The 18,114-nt window shown below is 30.3% G+C and carries 18 protein-coding genes and 2 tRNA genes; 12 read left to right on the top strand and 8 right to left on the bottom strand.

Features of this window, described 5'->3' with window-relative positions:
• Positions 1-33: 33 nt before the first annotated feature.
• Together ACI48Q_RS19015 and brnQ are read left to right on the top strand one after the other, a co-directional pair.
• Complete coding sequence (locus tag ACI48Q_RS19015) at positions 34-1,590, top strand: ABC-F family ATP-binding cassette domain-containing protein (protein ID WP_474920700.1); 1,557 nt, start codon at positions 34-36, stop codon at positions 1,588-1,590.
• Between the two features lie 487 nt (positions 1,591-2,077).
• Positions 2,078-3,367, top strand: a complete 1,290-nt coding sequence (gene brnQ, locus ACI48Q_RS19010; RefSeq protein ID WP_474920699.1) for a branched-chain amino acid transport system II carrier protein — start codon at positions 2,078-2,080, stop codon at positions 3,365-3,367.
• Positions 3,368-3,577: 210 nt separating this feature from the next.
• Here brnQ and ACI48Q_RS19005 read toward each other — a convergent pair.
• The 4 genes from ACI48Q_RS19005 to ACI48Q_RS18990 form a co-directional block, all read right to left on the bottom strand.
• Positions 3,578-3,653, bottom strand: a tRNA-Met gene (locus ACI48Q_RS19005).
• Positions 3,654-3,988: 335 nt separating this feature from the next.
• Positions 3,989-4,429, bottom strand: coding sequence for a hypothetical protein (locus ACI48Q_RS19000; RefSeq protein ID WP_474920698.1), 441 nt, complete (start codon positions 4,427-4,429; stop codon positions 3,989-3,991).
• 95 nt (positions 4,430-4,524) lie between these two features.
• On the bottom strand, positions 4,525-5,178 hold the full coding sequence (locus ACI48Q_RS18995; RefSeq protein ID WP_474920697.1) for an HAD family hydrolase: 654 nt from the start codon (positions 5,176-5,178) through the stop codon (positions 4,525-4,527).
• 118 nt (positions 5,179-5,296) lie between these two features.
• Positions 5,297-6,646: a [Fe-Fe] hydrogenase large subunit C-terminal domain-containing protein gene (locus ACI48Q_RS18990; protein WP_474920696.1), complete on the bottom strand. Its 1,350-nt coding sequence runs from the start codon at positions 6,644-6,646 to the stop codon at positions 5,297-5,299.
• 178 nt (positions 6,647-6,824) lie between these two features.
• Between ACI48Q_RS18990 and ACI48Q_RS18985 the strand changes: the two genes are divergently transcribed.
• Entirely contained in the window at positions 6,825-7,238 is a 414-nt protein-coding gene (locus ACI48Q_RS18985) for a hypothetical protein (RefSeq protein ID WP_474920695.1), read from the top strand.
• A 99-nt stretch (positions 7,239-7,337) separates the two neighbouring features.
• Here the strand turns inward: ACI48Q_RS18985 and ACI48Q_RS18980 are convergent.
• Positions 7,338-7,413: transfer RNA gene (locus ACI48Q_RS18980), tRNA-Pro, on the bottom strand.
• Positions 7,414-7,607: 194 nt separating this feature from the next.
• Between ACI48Q_RS18980 and ACI48Q_RS18975 the strand changes: the two genes are divergently transcribed.
• From ACI48Q_RS18975 to ACI48Q_RS18965, 3 genes are all read left to right on the top strand, one after another.
• The gene (locus tag ACI48Q_RS18975) at positions 7,608-7,949 is read left to right on the top strand and encodes a hypothetical protein (protein WP_474920694.1); all 342 of its coding nucleotides are present in this window, start codon (positions 7,608-7,610) and stop codon (positions 7,947-7,949) included.
• A gap of 116 nt (positions 7,950-8,065) precedes the next feature.
• A complete protein-coding gene (locus ACI48Q_RS18970) occupies positions 8,066-8,491 on the top strand; it encodes a hypothetical protein (RefSeq protein ID WP_474920693.1) in 426 nt (141 codons plus the stop codon).
• 51 nt (positions 8,492-8,542) lie between these two features.
• Positions 8,543-9,115, top strand: coding sequence for a hypothetical protein (locus tag ACI48Q_RS18965; RefSeq protein ID WP_474920692.1), 573 nt, complete (start codon positions 8,543-8,545; stop codon positions 9,113-9,115).
• An 86-nt stretch (positions 9,116-9,201) separates the two neighbouring features.
• Here ACI48Q_RS18965 and ACI48Q_RS18960 read toward each other — a convergent pair whose 3' ends face one another.
• Both ACI48Q_RS18960 and murC read right to left on the bottom strand, forming a co-directional pair.
• Complete coding sequence (locus tag ACI48Q_RS18960; protein WP_474920691.1) at positions 9,202-10,113, bottom strand: PhzF family phenazine biosynthesis protein; 912 nt, start codon at positions 10,111-10,113, stop codon at positions 9,202-9,204.
• 205 nt (positions 10,114-10,318) lie between these two features.
• Positions 10,319-11,695, bottom strand: coding sequence for a UDP-N-acetylmuramate--L-alanine ligase (gene murC, locus ACI48Q_RS18955; protein ID WP_474920690.1), 1,377 nt, complete (start codon positions 11,693-11,695; stop codon positions 10,319-10,321).
• Positions 11,696-12,168: 473 nt separating this feature from the next.
• Here murC and ACI48Q_RS18950 point away from each other — a divergent pair, with 473 nt between their 5' ends.
• Positions 12,169-12,318: a hypothetical protein gene (locus ACI48Q_RS18950; protein WP_474920689.1), complete on the top strand. Its 150-nt coding sequence runs from the start codon at positions 12,169-12,171 to the stop codon at positions 12,316-12,318.
• A gap of 124 nt (positions 12,319-12,442) precedes the next feature.
• On the opposite strand, the gene hutG is transcribed toward ACI48Q_RS18950, so the two are convergent.
• Entirely contained in the window at positions 12,443-13,459 is a 1,017-nt protein-coding gene (gene hutG, locus ACI48Q_RS18945; RefSeq protein ID WP_474920688.1) for a formimidoylglutamase, read from the bottom strand.
• Between the two features lie 188 nt (positions 13,460-13,647).
• On the opposite strand from hutG, the gene ACI48Q_RS18940 reads away from it, so the two are divergent.
• The 5 genes from ACI48Q_RS18940 to ACI48Q_RS18920 all read left to right on the top strand — a co-directional run bounded on the left by ACI48Q_RS18940 (position 13,648) and on the right by ACI48Q_RS18920 (position 17,917).
• Positions 13,648-13,878, top strand: a complete 231-nt coding sequence (locus ACI48Q_RS18940; RefSeq protein ID WP_474920687.1) for a hypothetical protein — start codon at positions 13,648-13,650, stop codon at positions 13,876-13,878.
• Positions 13,879-14,125: 247 nt separating this feature from the next.
• On the top strand, positions 14,126-14,962 hold the full coding sequence (gene purR / locus ACI48Q_RS18935) for a pur operon repressor (RefSeq protein WP_474920686.1): 837 nt from the start codon (positions 14,126-14,128) through the stop codon (positions 14,960-14,962).
• 157 nt (positions 14,963-15,119) lie between these two features.
• A complete protein-coding gene (spoVG, locus tag ACI48Q_RS18930) occupies positions 15,120-15,407 on the top strand; it encodes a septation regulator SpoVG (protein WP_474920685.1) in 288 nt (95 codons plus the stop codon).
• A gap of 162 nt (positions 15,408-15,569) precedes the next feature.
• Positions 15,570-16,940 carry a bifunctional UDP-N-acetylglucosamine diphosphorylase/glucosamine-1-phosphate N-acetyltransferase GlmU gene (gene glmU, locus ACI48Q_RS18925; RefSeq protein ID WP_474920684.1) on the top strand — a complete coding sequence of 457 codons (1,371 nt, stop codon included), beginning with the start codon at positions 15,570-15,572 and terminating at the stop codon, positions 16,938-16,940.
• Between the two features lie 20 nt (positions 16,941-16,960).
• Positions 16,961-17,917: a ribose-phosphate diphosphokinase gene (locus ACI48Q_RS18920; RefSeq protein WP_474920683.1), complete on the top strand. Its 957-nt coding sequence runs from the start codon at positions 16,961-16,963 to the stop codon at positions 17,915-17,917.
• The last annotated feature ends 197 nt before the right edge of the window (positions 17,918-18,114 follow it).

The following is an 18,114-nucleotide window of genomic DNA, read 5'->3' as shown; positions in this document are numbered from 1 at the left end:
CACAGACCTAAGAAGAAAATAGGGGGAGAATAAATGAGTATATTAACAGTTAAAAATATAAGTCACGGTTTTGGTGATAGAGCTATATTTGAAAATGTTTCTTTTAGACTTTTAAAGGGTGAGCATGTAGGCTTAATAGGAGCCAATGGAGAAGGAAAATCAACCTTTATGAATATTATCACTAGTAAACTTATGCCAGATGAAGGTCAGGTTTTATGGTCTAACAATGTTAGAGTTGGATATATGGATCAACATGCAGTTTTAGAGAAAGGAATGAGCATAAGGGATGTATTAAGAGATGCTTTTAAATACCTTTTTGATGCGGAAGCAGAGATGAATGAACTTTATGGAAAGATGGGAGAAGTGTCTCCAGAAGAACTTGAAAAAATGCTAGAGAGAACAGCTGTCATTCAAGATATGTTAGATCATAACGGGTTTTATGTTATAGATGCTAAAGTAGAGGAAGTATCTAAAGGCTTAGGACTCTTAGATGTAGGTCTTGATAAGGATGTAGCTGATTTAAGTGGTGGTCAAAGAACAAAGGTTTTACTTGCAAAGCTATTGCTTGAATGTCCGGACATACTGCTTCTAGATGAGCCTACTAACCATTTAGATGAAATTCATATTGAATGGTTAAAGAGATATTTACAAAATTATGAGAATGCATTTATATTAATTTCACACGATATACCATTCTTAAATTCAGTAATTAATCTTATATATCATGTTGAAAATAAAGAGTTATCTAGATATGTTGGTGATTATGATGAATTCCAAAGAATTTATGAAGCTAAGAAAAAACAGTTAGAGCAGGCATATGAAAGACAGCAAGCGGAAATCGCAAGACTTGAAGATTTCGTTGCTAGAAATAAGGCTAACGTTGCTACTGCTAACATGGCTAAATCAAGACAGAAAAAACTTGATAAGATAGATAAGATAGAACTTATAAAAGAAAAACCAAAGCCAACCTTCAACTTTAAACAAGCTAGAGCAGCTGGAAAAATGATATTTGAAACAAAAGATTTAGTTATAGGATATGATACTCCACTTACAAGGCCATTAAACCTTTATATGGAAAGGGGACAAAAAATAGCTCTAGTAGGTTCTAATGGACTTGGAAAAACTACTCTTTTAAAAAGTCTTATGGGAGATATCAAACCCCTAAGTGGAGAAGTAGAACTTGGAGATTATCAATATATAGGATACTTCGAGCAAGAAAGTAGAGAAGGAAACAATAGTACCTGTATAGAAGAGTTTTGGAAGGAGTTTCCTAGCTATACACAGTATGAGGTACGTGCAGCACTAGCTAAATGTGGATTAACTACAAAGCATATAGAGAGCATGGTGATGGTACTTTCAGGAGGAGAAGCTGCGAAGGTAAGACTTGCAAAGCTTATAAATAATGAAACAAATATACTAATCCTTGACGAGCCTACTAACCACTTAGATGTAGATGCAAAAGAAGAATTAAAAAGAGCATTAAAGGAATATAAAGGTACAATACTGATAGTTTGCCACGAACCAGAGTTTTATCAAGATATAGTTACAGAGGTTTGGAATTGTGAGGATTGGACTACAAAAATCGTATAATACAAATGAAATAAAAGATTAAAAGTACTCACGTTTTAGTCTTTTATTTTTATTAAGAGGTGCCTTTATATTGTAATTAAATTTAAAGTTACGATATCATAGACATTTTATTTAGAAATTGGGGTATATAACTTTCTTGTGTTTTAAATTGACAAATATTTATTATGCATATACTATTAATATAAACATTGATTATAAGGAGTTTTTTATATGATAACTAATATAAACATAACTAACAGTTTAAAATTAAATATCTATTTTGGGTTTAGCTATTTTAGTTAGGTTTGTATTTATGATAAAGATAATCATCATAGGTACAAACCGTTGGTTTTGTATCTATGATGGCTGGGCTTAACTTTTTATGTAATTTAATTCGTTATGTAAGCCACATAGATTAGTGCTAAGTGGCTTTTTATTCTAGATAAATAAAAGTCACATAGATATCTATGTGGCTTTTTTATATATTAAAAAGGAAAGAGGTATAATTATGAAAAAAAATATAGATATTCTTGTTGTTGGTTTTGCAATATTTTCAATGTTCTTCGGAGCAGGTAACTTAATATTTCCTCCATACATAGGAATGACTTCAGGTAGTGGTTGGGTAACAAGTTTCTTGGGATTTATTATTTCAGATGTGGGTATGATACTTTTATCAATTAATGCTATTGCAAAGGCTGGTTCTTATCAAGCAATTATAGGGAGGGCTGGTAAGAAATTTGGACTTGGTTTGGAAGTTATTATAATGCTTTGTTTAGGCCCAATTCTTATTGTTCCAAGAACTGGAGCGACAACTTTCGAAATGAGTATTGCTCCATTATTTGATTCAGTTAACCCAGTTATATTCTCTATTTTATTCTTTGCATTAACATTTCTTTTAACTGTAAAGCCAACTAAGGTTGTGGATATCATAGGTAAATTTTTAACTCCTGTACTTTTAATTGCTTTAACTGTATTAATAGTAAAAGGATTAGTTTCTCCTTTAGGTGAACTAAGTACTGCTATTGATTCAGAAAGCTTATTCTCAACTGGACTTACTCAAGGATACCAAACTATGGATGCTCTCGGGTCAGGTGGAATTGCTGCACTTATTATGATTTCATTCTTAGCTAAGGGATATAAAGATAAAAAAGAAGTTGCAAGTCTTACTGTACAAGCGTCTCTAGTAGCAGGTATTGGACTTATACTAGTATATGGTGGACTAGCATACTTAGGAGCTACTGTCTCAACTAGTTATGTTGATAGTATATCTCAAACAATATTATTAATTAATATAACAAATGACTTATTAGGATCTGCAGGAGCAGTTTTATTAAGTATAGTTGTTGCTTTTGCTTGTCTTACTACATCTATAGGTTTAACATCTGTTACTGCTAAGTATTTTGAAGATATTACCAATAAAAAAGTTAAATATCAATATATAGTTACATTGATTTGTGCGTTTAGTGCTGTCATTTCTAATTTAGGTGTTGATAAAATAATTTCTATAGCAGCTCCGATATTAACGATACTTTACCCAGTCGCTCTTGTTTTAGTTTTAATGGCATCTTTCAAAAATATATTTACTAAGGATTCTACTTACAGAGGTGCAGCCTATGCTACTTTGGCTATAAGTACACTTACTGTTATTGATAGTTTAGGTGTTAATATAAATTTTGTACACATTCTTCCTTTTGCTAGCTTAGGATTTAACTGGTTAATACCAGCAATAATAGGAGGTATACTAGGTACTTTTCTATTTAAAGATAAATCTATAGTTTTAATGAGTAAGGTTTCATAAAGCTATAAGTGAAAGGTTATTACATATGTGACATTGGCATGGGTCTCTAGATTTTTAGAGGTAGCTACATAAACCATTTTCCATAGAAAAGACTAATGTTTTATTCCAGAAATAGTCGAAAATATTATTAATGTAATTAAATACAATAGAATTATTAAATAGTATAAAATAATCAATAAAAAAGCCTTACATTAGCTGTAAGGCTTTTTTTGGTTGCGGGAGCAGGACTTGAACCTACGACCTTCGGGTTATGAGCCCGACGAGCTACCAACTGCTCCATCCCGCGATATTATGTTCGGCCTCGTTTCCTCAACCTATGTTTAGAGTATAGCCTAAGAATAAATTAAAGTCAAAGTAGCACAAGCTCATATTAGATTCTTAGAGCAAAGGAAGCCTTTTAGAGTCTGATATAACCTTAAATGCTACAAAGTAGGAATAATTATTTTGGTTTGTCATGAGCCAGATTTTGATCGAGATTTAGTAACTTATGGTTAAGGTAATAAAAATTATTTTATATGTCTAAAGGAAATATGGAGAAGGAGAATCACCTGTAACCAAGTGACTCTTTAATAATAAGCTTACTGCATCATCAAGGAGAGCTTTTTTAGGAAATTTAATGATCTACCTATAAACCATAGAAGTCTCTACAGATTGAAGTTCTCTTATGAATTCTTTTTTTACATAACCTTTCAGATTAAAGTTTTCATTAGAAATTATCTTTACTTCATACCATAGGGTATCTTGAACTTCTACTAAATCTAATAATTCAACCTTAGTGTTTGTAGAAATATTTCTTAACACTTGGCTATTATATATAGGACAGAGAAAAAGAGGACATCTAGTTGTTATTTCTCCAGAGAAAGAGGGAAGAGCGTGGTAATATATTTTTATGTTATCTGATGGTTTAGTTAAAATATTCATTTTAGTAGTTAACTCTCTATTTTGCTTTGTAAGCATCCTAATTTGTAAAACTGTAGTTTCTAATTTTCTTGACAGTAGAATATATAATATTCCAATAGCTGTGGTGGAGAACATAAATAGGTATAATAAAAAAGTTATCAAAGGAAACCTCCAAAAAAATACTTCTTATTCCTAATAATATTCACACCAAGTTAAATGTAGACATAAAAAAACTCCTAAAAATATAGGAGTTTTTATTATATAGATAAAATTAGATCTGTATAATCTTTTATAAATTTATCAGCTAGTTTCTTTATGTCATCATGATGCTCTTTGGAATGCTCATCATAAACACCAACTACTTTCATACCAGCTAATTTAGCACCATTTATTGCAGGTAGTATATCCTCAAAAACCATGCAATTTTCAGGAGCTATCCCAAGTTTATCAGCTGTTAGAAGATAGACGTCAGGAAAATCCTTGCCATGTGAAACCTCGTTAGTTAAGGTAATAACATCAAAATAGTTATATATATCATTAGTTTTTAAGCAAGCTTCTAATAATTCAAAGCTGTTACTAGTAGCTAAAGCTATCTTTATTTCATTAGCCTTTAGATAGTCTAAGAAATCTCTAGCACCTGGCTTCAAGGCTACCTTATTGCAATAGGTATCAAGGGCCATTTCATTCCAATGAGATTTTATTTCATCCGTAGAATAAGGAAGCTTAAAAGTGTCTTTAAAATAGTTAGCTACTTCATTAAAGCTTAAGTGAGATATTTCATCTTTAAGCCTTTGGGGTACCTCTATATTGTGTTTAGATAAGTATTCACAATCAATGTCATTCCATACCCACATTGAATCAACTATAGTTCCATCCATATCAAATATTACTGCTTTTATATTGTTTAACATTATTAATCACCCCACAGGTAGTATATCAAAAAAAACTATACTATTGAAGTGAAAAATTATGTCTATAGAGCAAGGCATCCTCAAAAAATAACTAAATTAGAAATTAATGAAATAAAGATTAGAATTTTCTGTGAAAAATTTTATTTTTATCAGGGTCTTTATAATCTTCAATAGTGAATATGCCTAATTTATCTAATATTCTGTTCATAACTTCACTATCATAAGCAACTTTTATTTCAGAGTTTTCAGCCACTTCGTCTACATGCTGTTTTCCTTCTTCTCTAGGAAGTATAGCTTTAGGGCCACCAACACATCCGCCAACGCACCCCATACCTTCTATAAAATTGCCTTCTATAAAACCTTGCTGTATTTTAGAGAGAAGTTCTTTACACTCTTTAACTCCATTTCCTTGAATTGCAGTGATGTTTTTAAACTTAACAGGAAACATTCTTTCTATGCATTCGGTTATGGCTATTGAAACTCCACCAGTTCTTGCATATAATCTTCCACCTCGAGAAGCGTATTCTAAGGATGGTGTTTCCTCTAAGTTATTAGGATTGATGTCTAAGGCTTCAAATATTTCCTTTAGCTCGGAAAAGGTTAAAACGTAGTCTATGTCTCCTAATAAATCAGGCTCTTTAACTTCAGATTTTTTCGCAATGCAAGGGCCTATAAATACTACCTTTACTGAAGGATTTAGTTTCTTTAAAACCCTACCTGCAGCAATCATAGGAGATACTGTTGGAGACATGTGGCTAACTAAATCACCATATACTCGTCGTAGCATTGCAACCCACATAGGGCAACAACAGGAGGTTATCATAAAATCTGATTCCTTAAGAACATGTGCATCAAATTCTATAGCTTCTTGAAGTGTAAGCATATCTGCAAAGAAAGCAACTTCTATCATGTCTGTAAAGCCCATTTTTTTAAAGGCAGTTCTTAGTCTATCAATGTTGGCATCTTCACCAAATTGATGAGTTATAGCAGGAGCAACAGCAGCAATTACTATTTCGGGGCCTTTTAATAAATCTATAAGGGGAAGAAATTCTACTTTATCTAATATGCTACCAGTTGGACATCCTTCCACACATAAGCCACAATCAGTACACTTTTCATTAACAATATATGTACATTGATTATCATTATCTACCATTATGGCATGAAAAGGGCAAGAGGCTACACATGCAGGAATTTCATCATCATTATGCTTACAATCCATAGTACATTTTCTGATTTTCTCTACTACTTTGTGATTTTTATCATATAATTTAATTGCTTCTTTTAAGGCATTAGAGTAATTAGATGATAAGGGAATATTTACTCCACACAAACTAGAGATACATGCAGCTAAATCCTCTCTACTTACTTCCTCTTTATTAATTAAGTCCTCAACTGTACCTTCAAAATTGTCACTATAATACGCATTAAGTAAAGTTTTAAATATTTGGCTATGTTGTTTTTTCAAAAATATCACATCCTATTTTCTAAAATATGCTTTTATTAGTTTTTCAGGGATAAATGTTTTTATACAGTAGTATCGTAGGAAAATTACAAGCTATGGAATTTATTGAGAATTATAAGATTATTTTACCATATATTTTAATATAAATAGTATAAAATTCTATTATGAGGTGAATTAGACAGTGATAATACTAGGAAGATTTTGGGGAATTGTAAGTGTAGTTTGTTTAGCTATATGTTTTTTAAAGATTTTAATTAAATGGTTTAATAGAAGGTTTGTAATAGGACTATCAAGAAAGAATAGTAAGAGGCTTATAGAGGCTACCTTTGCCATAAGCAAAATCATTGAAGAACTTCATGGAGTAATAGCCATCGTAGCTTTTCTATCGAGCGTAATTCATATGATTATAATGAATGCAACTATAAAATTTTCTTACTTAGGTATAGTTTGCATTTTAATTTTTATATGTATAATTTTACTTGGAATCATAGATAAATATATTTATAAAGATAAAAGTGGAGATATTAAAATGTGTCATATTATTATGTCAGGAATACTTTTTATATTCTTATTTCTACATTGCATTATTACATAAAGGCTAATTTAGAGATATTAAGATTAGAGAATTAACTTAGATAAAAGCAAATTAGTTAAATTAGGCAATAAAAAAAGGAACATGTTTAACATGTTCCTTTGGTCGGGGTGACAGGGATTGAACCTGCGACCTCATGGTCCCAAACCACGCGCGCTCCCATCTGCGCCACACCCCGCCGACAAAAACTATTATATTATATATTATATAGGTTGTCAACAATTTCGTGACGATTTTTTAAGAAATTATAGAAGGATTTTATTATGAGAGATAACATATAAAAAAAGTTGAATATTTACATGGGGATTGATGTATAATTATGGTTGTAAAAAGAAATAAGAATAATATAGAATATGTAAATGAGGAGAGGTTATGGAGAGTAAGAATATTTATAATCTAAAAATTAATAGTGATTTTCCAGTAGAAATATTCAGGGAAAATGATTATGAAGCTGACATACTAATAGTGCTAAATTATAGAACCGTAAATATGAATATATCTAGCATGCCACAGCATATAAAGTCTAGAATACAGTTTGTGGATGTGTATTCTATATTGATTAGAGTATCTAAGGAAGAGAATGCTAATATAGCAACTATACACATGTTAAAAGATAAAGGAATACACTCAACTATTTGTAATTTTGAGTTAGATTACAGTACAGAAAATATATATATAGAATTTAAGGAATTTTGTGTAGAGTTTAAAATATAGAATAGGTTTTTGAGCTAATTACAAACTGTATAAAAGAAAAGCCTATTTGCATTATCTAGTTTCATTGTTAGAATCTATATAATATAAATTCACTATTGATAAAAGGAGATAAAAAAATGAAGCAATATAAATTTAGCAACACATCAAGAAAATATATATCAAAACAATTATCAGTTAGTGTACTTTTAACTCTATCGCTTATAGTTACTACTATCGGGCTGTTTGTACAGGGAAATATGTTTTATGGTAAATTTCTATTTGTATTGTCTGTTATAGGTATTATAACTACAATTATAATAATTAAGAAAGTAAGAATTATAAATGACATCTTCTACGTGAAAATATATAAAGATAGTTTTGAACTAAATAGTAACATGTCATTAAAACCTAAAATTATATATTTTAGAAATATAGATAAGGCTAAATTTGATAAAAAAGGTATTAGAATTCAAGAAGGATATAAAGAGTATAGGATATTATCAGCTTTTCTAGAAAATAAAGAAGTAGAAGAGCTATGGAGTAGGTTTATAAGATATAATTAAATTTGCGGTGAAATGCTTAATAATTAATTACTGATAAAGGATGGGATGATTGTGGGGGAAATTTCAAAAGAAGAATTAGAATTATTAAAAGAAAAAATTGAGAACATATTAGAAACAGAGCTTTTAGCTGCCAAGAATGCTAAAGTAGAACTGACCGTTGAGGAAATATATTACATACATGAAGAGGGGCTTAAGCACTTACTTATGCTATATATAAATAATATAGATAAATTTAAGGAATACAGAGGGGAAAATTCAGATGATATTGTAACTAAGTCTGTAGAGAGGTTTAAAAAGGGTTATAATTTCCATAGAAAAATGCTTAAGTGTGATAATTTTGATCATGTAAAGAAATCTACAGTAACAATAGAACAGTTAAAGGATATAAAAGAAGTCGTAAATGAAAGAATTGAGAAGTTTTTTTACTCAATGAAAAAAGAGTTTTGTAAGTTGTCCTTAGAACAGAACAAGGAAATGCATTTCTTTGTATTAAATACCATAGTAGACCTTGATGTAAAGCATGTTCCTTGCTTTAGAGAAGCAGCTAAAAAAATGGATTTGAAACGAGTACTCAATATACATAGAAGGCAGTTTGATGATGTATTTATGAAATACTATAAATAAATGGGCTTTATAAGTACATGAATAGTTATAGCTTTTAGATAGAAATAAACAATGAAGGACTGCCTATTTTAGACAGTCCTTTATCTCTAGAATTCAATAATTCTTTCTTCCATAATGGCGCCTTCACCACCAACTTTTATAATTATATCATCATTAATAGGCTCACCACTACATATAATTCTGCTAGGGTTTCCCATATAATAACCTTGTTCACTATATATATTTAATATTTTATCAAAAGGTAAGATATTATGTTTAATTAGATATCCACAAAGAGCTCCATTAGAAGTTCCTGTAGCACTTTCCTCATCAATACCTACACTTGGACCAAAATTCCGCGTAGAAACAGAGGAGCTTTCTTCTTCTGTTTCTAAAGTGAAGGCATGTAATCCAACTAAATTTAGTCTATCTGTGTACTCTTTCATTTTTGAAAAATCAGGTTTAATATTTTTTAACACGTCTAAAGATTTCACTGGAAACATTATGTCTTTTAGACCCGTAGAAACTATCATAGGTTTTATAGCTATACCATTAATACCACAATCGGCTTCGTTAATACCTAAAATTTCGCAAAGTGCAGAAAGGTCATTTATGTAGGAATAGAATTCAGGTGAAGTCTGAGTCATAAGCACATAGTTTATTTCACCATTTTTAAAATGCAATTCTACATCTAAAATTCCCGCTAAGGTTTTTTGCTTAATTTTCACTATATTATTAATGATTTTGATTAAGCCTTTCTTAGCTAGAGTATAAAAACTAGCTATAGTAGCATGTCCACACAAATCTACTTCTGTAGTAGGAGTAAAGAATCTTACCTCATAATCATAATCAGGACAGTTTGATTTTGAGACAAAGGCAGTTTCAGAAAGTCCAACATTTTTAGCTATAGATTGCATGTCATCAGTAGTTAAATTTTCACAGTTTAAAGCCACTCCAGCGCCATTTCCTCCATTATTGTTATAAGTGAAAGCATTGACTATATATACTGTTTTTTTCATATCATAAATCCCCCAAAATAATTTTATATATCAATTAAATTTTTAAATATATTTACATAGAGAAGAGTTTGTTATGTTGGCAGTGAGTTATAAACAAACTCTTGAGGAGTAAAGTTAATCTAATAGCAAGTGAAGTTTGCTATTAAATTTTATTTAATAGATTGTTGTAGGCAAGATTAATAATTCACTGCAAAAAAATTATTCATTATCTCTTTAGGAAACTTTCTCCAACTTTATTTATGTCTCCGGCCCCAATAGTCATTATTATATCTCCATCTTCAGTTTGATTTTTGAGATATTTTACAATTTCTTCGAAACTATGAAGATTTATAGAGGATATACCTCTTTCACATATAGCATCAGAGAGCATTTGAGAGTTTACTACTCCTGTATCTGTTTCACGAGCAGCATAAATATCTGCTAATATTAGTTCATCTACACCATCAAAGGCTTCAGTGAAGTCTTTGAATAGAGTTATAGTTCTAGTGTAAGTATGTGGTTGAAATACTACATAAAGTTTTTTATGAGGATAGTTTTTTGTAGCTTTAAGGGTAGCTTGAATTTCAACTGGATGATGAGCATAATCATCTATAACAGTAACTCCATCCGTACATCCTTTAAGTTCGAAACGTCTATGAGTACCTCTAAAATTAAATAGACCATTTTTAATAGCTTCTACAGGAAGGTCTAAAGCCAATGAAGTACATATAGCAGATAAAGAGTTTAGAACATTATGTTCTCCAGGAACATTAAGTTCAACAGAGAATAGCATTTCCTCACCTTTATATAAGTCATAAGTACCACAACCAGTAGTGTTAAACTCTATACTTCTTGCTCTATACTCTCCATTATTTATTCCATAGGTTAATATATTACATGTACAGTCTTTAATAACATCTAATACATCTTCATCATCGGCATTTGCAACTACATAGCCTTCTTTAGGAATTAATCCTACAAATTGTTTGAAGGTATTTTTTATGTGGTCTAAGTCCCTATAGTAGTCTAAATGATCTTCATCTATGTTTAATATCATTCCTATATAAGGATGGAACTTTAAGAAGGAACCTTTATATTCACAGGCTTCAGTAATAAAATATTCACTGTTATTAGCCAATACATTGCCATCTATTATATCTAGCTCACCACCTACAAGTATAGTGGGATTAACTTTGGATTCAATAGCGATATGCGAAAACATAGATGTTGTAGTAGTTTTACCATGAGTTCCTGCTACTGCTACATTATATTTATGTCCTAACATTATTTTTCCTAAGAACTCAGCTCTATCCATTACGGGAATATTGTGTTCTACAGCGGAGGTAAGTTCAGGATTATTACTAGATATAGCAGCTGTGTATACCACTAGATCTACATTTACAAGATTATCTGCATTATGACCTATATAAATTTCTGCCCCTTTGTTCTTTAATTTTTCAACTATGTTAGAGGTTTTGGAATCAGAGCCTGAAACCTTATAGTTATTATTTAATAGTATTTCGGCAAGTCCACTCATACTAATTCCACCAATTCCGATAAAATGCACTTTCTGATTGGTGTCTTTTAAAAAATCAAAACTCATATATAACAACTCCTAATTAATTTATATTTAATATTATATTAATAAACCTAGAGTAAGGTGTATTCAACAATTTTAAAATTCTAAGGTTTATATACAGCAATTAATTATAACAGTAATTCACATCTAAATTATATACAAAAAAAAGAATAAAAAACATATTAAATTGAATTTTAAGAATAATAAAGGTCTTGATATAAAGGAAAACACATTGAAATATGAAAATATAAATGAAATAAATGTACTTCAATAATTGGATAAATTTAAATATAAATTAACATATAAAAAAAACTGTAAAAAAAGATGAAATGTTTAAAATTTATCAAAAACTCATGTAGGAATTTTCTGAAAATTATGATAAAGTATAATCAAAGATATAAATAAACCATATAATGTATTAAAAATAAGTATAAAATAACAGTTTAATCCACTAAAGTAATGCCTTTAGTGGAAAAAATATAAAAAGGAGTGTTAAAATGTTAACAATATTATTGAGAGATTATTTCATTTGGCAGGCTAATGTTGGAGAGAGTGAGAATAAAAAATATCTTGGAGAAGAAGGATATAGCATCATAAGTATATATGATAATGAGGAGGGCGAGTACTTAGATTGGCAGCTAAGTTAATATATAGATGCTCCTTTACGTAGACAAATATTAAATTATGATAATTTAATATTGCATAAACACATATTTTGGAGGCAAAGACCCTAAAATATGTGTTTATGGAAATAGCTCAAAGTATAAAAATTTAAGGTGCATATCCTAAACCTGTAAGGGAGCATACTGTATTTACTAATGAAAATATTATAACAGCAGCTAAGTTTGAAGTGATATTATCTTTATCAAAGCGAGGAGAAATTTCACATATATCAAAAGAAATCACTTTATTAGAATTTAAAATATGCTTTAGTAGCTTTAACACCATTTCAGGATCTAGCCCGAAGGTTTGAGGAGCACTAACTCCTGGAGCGAAGGCTGCAGAAAATACATCAGAACATATAGTAACATATATATAATCCTGTTTTTTTATAAAATTATTTAAGTTTTTTAATAGATTCCATCCATCACTGTACATCATATCTTTAGCCAAAACATAATTAACACCTAAATTATTGGCCGTTTTGAATAATTCGATAGTATTACTATGCTGCTGGATTCCTATGCAAAAATAAGAGAAATCAAGATTTTTATCTTTGCAATCATTAGCAATTTGTCTAAACATAGTCCCAGAACTACCCTTTTCAGTATAAGGTCTAAGATCAAAATGAGCATCAAAATTTATTATTCCAATTTTAGGTGAAGAAGACATCTTTTCTAGAAATCTGGACACTCCATTATAGTTTCCTAAAGCGGTTTCATGTCCACCACCTAGTACTATAGGAAACAGGTTTAAGGATAACAATTTATCAATACACATACTAAGTGTGTTTTGAGCTTTGGATAATTCTATATTTTCAACCACTATATCACCAGCATCAAACAATTTAACATTTGGATTAAAGGTACACGGAAGTTTAGAAAGCTCTCTTCTTATAAATAGTGGACCATTCATTGCACCTTCTCTTCCTTTATTATTTCTAATTCCTTCATCACAACAAAACCCTATGAATGCAAAATTTAACCCTGTAAAAGGTGTCAATTTAGGATCAGTTAAATCAATAGGAGAAATCCATTGGTGCCACCTAAATGAATCAAAGTTAGTATGGCTATCAATCCTTCCTATCCAATTATCCTTATTCATAGGTTCATAATTTTCAATAAGCATATATATATCCCCCTCGAGTAAGTAAAGTATAAATACTACATTTATTATAAGTTAACAGAATATTCATATCAAGGCGTCATGATGAAGTGATAAAAGCATATATATTAAGAAAAGAGAAAAAATATTGACAACAGAACAAACGTTCGATATAATGTGATTGTTGATATAAGGCATATGGGGGTAAAAGAATGGGAAATGGAGAATTGTTTATAGAATTAAAGTATAAGGAAGATGGCAAAGGCCTAGAGGGTATAAACTTTTTAGAGAATACAAAAGCACAAGGATCTAAATACATGTTATGTGGTGGAGTCCTAAATAAAAAAGGTGGAAAAATATTATTTAAAGCCAGAAATATGGAAGAGGCTAATGAATTTACTAAACACAATCCATTGAGCAATAGAATGTCAATATACAGTTAATATAGATAATGTTAAAAAGTAGTGTTGTACTAAATATACACTACTTTTATTTTATTTAATGGCTTTGTTTTAATATAGTTCTAAAATCAACAACTATTTAAAACAAAGCCTATTTAATGAACAATTTCTATTTAAAGTAGAAAATACATAAAATCAATTGTAATAAAATCAAAAAAAGGATAGAATAAAGAGTGAACAATACTAATAAAAAACATTTTATAATTCGGAAAGGTAGTAGTAAGTAATTATGGGAAAAAATAGTGATAAATTTAGTAGGAATCAAAGAGTTATAGGAATTACTAAAGTGCTTACTGAAAATCCAAATAAAGTTATTAACTTAAATATATTTACAGAGATGTTTAATGCAGCTAAATCAACCATAAGTGAAGATATAGTAATAGTAAGGGAAATATTAGAACAATTATCTATGGGGAAAGTTGAAACTGTATCAGGAGCTGCTGGTGGAATTAAATTTATAAATGATATGTCACAAGAGGATAGAGATATTTTTCTACAACAACTTTGTGAAACCCTTAGACAGAAATCTCGAGTTGTTCCAGGTAATTTTTTATATATTACTGATATCGCTTACAATCCGAGTATAATACAAAGAGCTGCAGCAATGCTAGCGAAAGAATTTGCCAAACTTGATGTAGATTATGTAGTTACTATAGAAACAAAGGGAATACCACTAGGTTATGAAGTAGCTAAGCAATTAGGAGTTGAATTGGTTACTGTTAGACATGATAGTAAATTTACTGAAGGAACTACTGTGAGTATTAATTATGTTTCAGGTTCTAGTGACAAATTAAGAGCTATGGCACTTTCTACTAGATCTATGAAAAGGAATAGTAAATGTATATTCGTAGATGATTTTATGCGAGGTGGAGGAACAGCTAAGGGAGTAATAGAGCTTTTAAATGAGTTTGAAAGCGAAATACTAGGTTGTGGATTTTTAATAGACAATGTTGAAATGAGAGAGAAGTTAATTAAAAATTATGTAGCTTTAGTAGATTTTTCAGGAATAGATGAAAGTGGCTCAGCAAAAGTATGTCCATCTAAAAATTACAGTACTCAAATATAAATAAATAGCTTTTAGGACATACTAGAATTACTTTTACTGAGGCAGTAAAAAAAAATTATAAATTTAGTCAGAAAAATTAAATTTTTCTCAAAATTAGAAGGAATTTAGTGGTTGACAGAGAATATTATATCAAAGCACATCTTGGAGGTGGAATTTCATGCAAATTACTGATGTTAGAATAAGAAAGATTGCAACAGAAGGAAAAATGAAGGCTATAGTGTCAATAACTTTAGACAATGAATTTGTTGTTCATGATATTAAAGTTATTGAGGGTCAAAATGGTCATTTTATAGCTATGCCAAGTAGAAGAACTCCAGATGGGGAGTTTAAGGATATAGCGCACCCTATCAACACTGAAACAAGAGAAAAAATACAACAAGCGATTTTAGGGGAATATGAAAAAGTAAAGAATGAAGAAACTTCTAATGAAGAAATAACAGAGTAATAAAAAGGAGACATAGTACTCCTTTTTGTTTTGCGTGAAAATTCGGAACTAGCACCTCTTGTTGAAAAAACATATTTAATAAAATATAATAAATAAGTGTCTGATAATATATAATTATTAATATACTAAAAATATATATAATTTGATAAAGAGGTGTTGAAGTTGTATAAATGTGCTATCATTTTAGCAGCAGGAGAAGGTAAGAGAATGAAGTCTAGCACACCAAAGGTATTACATAAGGTGTGTGGAAAAGAAATGATTAACCATGTTATAGATAACATAAGAAAAAGTGGAATAGAAGATATAAACGTAGTTATAGGAAAGGGTGCCGAAAAAGTTAGAAAGGGCACAGAAAATAGAAATATATCCTATTCAGTTCAAGAAGAACAATTAGGAACTGGCCATGCTGTGATGTGTGCGGAAGAGTTCTTGAATAAAAAAAATGGGTCTGTAGCTATATTTGTTGGAGATGGTCCACTTATTACTGAAGACACTGTTAAAAAGCTTATGAGTTATCATGAAGAAGGAAATTATGGCGCTACCATATTAACTACAGTTATGGAAGAGCCTCTAAAGTATGGAAGAATAATTAGAAATAAATGTGAAGAAGTAGAAAAAATTGTTGAGTTCAAGGATTGTAATAAAGATGAATTAAAAGTTAAAGAGATAAATTCAGGAATGTATTGCTTTGATATAGAAATGCTTTTAAATACACTAGGGAAACTAGATAATAACAATAATCAAGGTGAATATTATTTAACTGATGTTATAGAGATTCTTAAATCACAAGGAGAAAAAGTAGGTGCCATATCAGCCACAATAGAGGAAGTTACTGCGGTTAATTCCAAGTATGAACTATCAATTGCGGAACAGATTATGAGAAATAGAATAAATAAAGATCATATGGATAATGGAGTTCTAATAGTTGATTCTAATAGCACTTACATTCAATGTGATGTGAAAATAGGCGCAGATACAACTATATATCCTGGAAATGTAATAGAAGGAAATACCATTATAGGGGAAGGATGTATGCTATATTCTAACAATAGAATTAATAATAGTGTTATAAAAGATAATGTTACATTAGAGAGCTCTGTTGTTTTAGATAGCCAAGTCGGAGAGAATACAACAGTAGGACCTTTTGCATATCTTCGTCCTGAAACTATCATAGGAAAAGATGCTAGAATTGGAGATTTTGTAGAAATCAAGAAATCTACCATAGGAAATGGAACTAAGGTATCTCACTTAACTTATATAGGAGATGCTGAGGTGGGCGATAAGTGTAACTTTGGCTGTGGAACAGTTGTAGTTAATTATGATGGAAAAATTAAAAATAAGTCTAAGATAGGAAACAATGTATTTATAGGATGTAATACGAATTTAGTATCTCCAGTGGAGGTTGAAGACAATTCTTATATTGCAGCAGGAACAACGGTTACTAATACAGTACCAAAGGGAGCACTAGCTATTGGAAGAGTTAAACAAGAGAACAAAGAAAACTGGGTATACGATAAATTTAAAAATAAATAAAATATAGGAGGATTACATAGATGATAAGCCACGGAAGAAATATTAAGATTTTTACAGGAAGTTCTTACCCCGAACTTGCTGATGATATTGCAGAAAGATTAGGTTTAAAAATAGGAGAGTCTCAAGTAGGAACTTTTAGTGATGGAGAAATCTCAGTAAATATCGGAGAAACTGTGAGAGGGTTAGATATATTTGTTGTTCAGCCAACAAGTGCACCAGTAAACTATAATTTAATGGAATTATTAATAATGATCGATGCTTTTAAAAGAGCGTCGGCAGGTAGAATAACTGCGGTTATACCATACTATGGGTATGCAAGACAAGATAGGAAGGCTAAGGCAAGAGATCCAATTACAGCAAAGCTAGTGGCAGATTTAATTACGGCTGCAGGAGCGGATAGAGTTTTAACTATGGATTTACATGCAGCTCAAATCCAAGGATATTTTAATATTCCTGTAGATAATTTAATGGGAGCACCGATATTAAGTGATTACTTTGTTGAAAAGGGATTTAAGGATTGTGAAGATGTAGTGGTTGTATCACCAGATCTTGGAAGTGTTTCAAGGGCTAGAAAGTTTGCAGATAGGTTAAATGCACCTATAGCTATTATTGATAAGAGAAGACCAAAAGCAAATGTAGCTGAAGTAATGAATATTATAGGAGATGTAAAAGGTAAGAGAGTTATTTTAATAGATGATATGATTGATACAGCAGGAACTATATGCAATGGCGCAAGTGCTCTTGTGGAAAGGGGAGCTACAGAGGTTTATGCTTGTTGTTCACATGCTGTGTTATCAGGTCCGGCTATTGAAAGACTTGAGAACTCTGTTATAAAAGAACTAGTAATGTTAGATACAATACATCTATCAAAGGAAAAACATATAGATAAGATTAAAATTTTATCTATAGCACCAATATTTGCAGAGGCAATAAAGAGAATATATGAAGAGGTTTCAGTTAGTAAGCTATTTGATTAATTTGAGATATGAGACAAAATATATGGAGAGTATAAACCAAGTTTATGCTCTCTTTTTATAAAAAAATAGAAATGCTGAGGATAAAATATTTATTTATAAATATTTTGTTAAATATATTAATTTTAGTGAGAAATCTCTTTGTATTTTGGATAATATTATATAATACAAATATAAATAAGTTAATTCGATATTTTGAA

This window comes from Clostridium sp. LXY-7 (assembly GCF_056172015.1).
This window is presented reverse-complemented; position numbering and strand designations above follow the sequence as displayed.

Excerpts from the sequence above, each read along its gene's own strand:
- spoVG (WP_474920685.1), top strand. The coding sequence starts at position 15,120 with ATGCAAATTACTGATGTTAGAATAAGAAAGATTGCAACAGAAGGAAAA.
- murC (WP_474920690.1), bottom strand. The coding sequence starts at position 11,695 with ATGAGTTTTGATTTTTTAAAAGACACCAATCAGAAAGTGCATTTTATC.
- ACI48Q_RS18970 (WP_474920693.1), top strand. The coding sequence starts at position 8,066 with ATGAAGCAATATAAATTTAGCAACACATCAAGAAAATATATATCAAAA.
- ACI48Q_RS18975 (WP_474920694.1), top strand. The coding sequence starts at position 7,608 with ATGGAGAGTAAGAATATTTATAATCTAAAAATTAATAGTGATTTTCCA.
- ACI48Q_RS18960 (WP_474920691.1), bottom strand. The coding sequence starts at position 10,113 with ATGAAAAAAACAGTATATATAGTCAATGCTTTCACTTATAACAATAAT.
- ACI48Q_RS18995 (WP_474920697.1), bottom strand. The coding sequence starts at position 5,178 with ATGTTAAACAATATAAAAGCAGTAATATTTGATATGGATGGAACTATA.
- ACI48Q_RS18940 (WP_474920687.1), top strand. The coding sequence starts at position 13,648 with ATGGGAAATGGAGAATTGTTTATAGAATTAAAGTATAAGGAAGATGGC.
- brnQ (WP_474920699.1), top strand. The coding sequence starts at position 2,078 with ATGAAAAAAAATATAGATATTCTTGTTGTTGGTTTTGCAATATTTTCA.
- purR (WP_474920686.1), top strand. The coding sequence starts at position 14,126 with ATGGGAAAAAATAGTGATAAATTTAGTAGGAATCAAAGAGTTATAGGA.
- ACI48Q_RS18950 (WP_474920689.1), top strand. The coding sequence starts at position 12,169 with ATGTTAACAATATTATTGAGAGATTATTTCATTTGGCAGGCTAATGTT.
- ACI48Q_RS19015 (WP_474920700.1), top strand. The coding sequence starts at position 34 with ATGAGTATATTAACAGTTAAAAATATAAGTCACGGTTTTGGTGATAGA.
- ACI48Q_RS18920 (WP_474920683.1), top strand. The coding sequence starts at position 16,961 with ATGATAAGCCACGGAAGAAATATTAAGATTTTTACAGGAAGTTCTTAC.
- hutG (WP_474920688.1), bottom strand. The coding sequence starts at position 13,459 with ATGCTTATTGAAAATTATGAACCTATGAATAAGGATAATTGGATAGGA.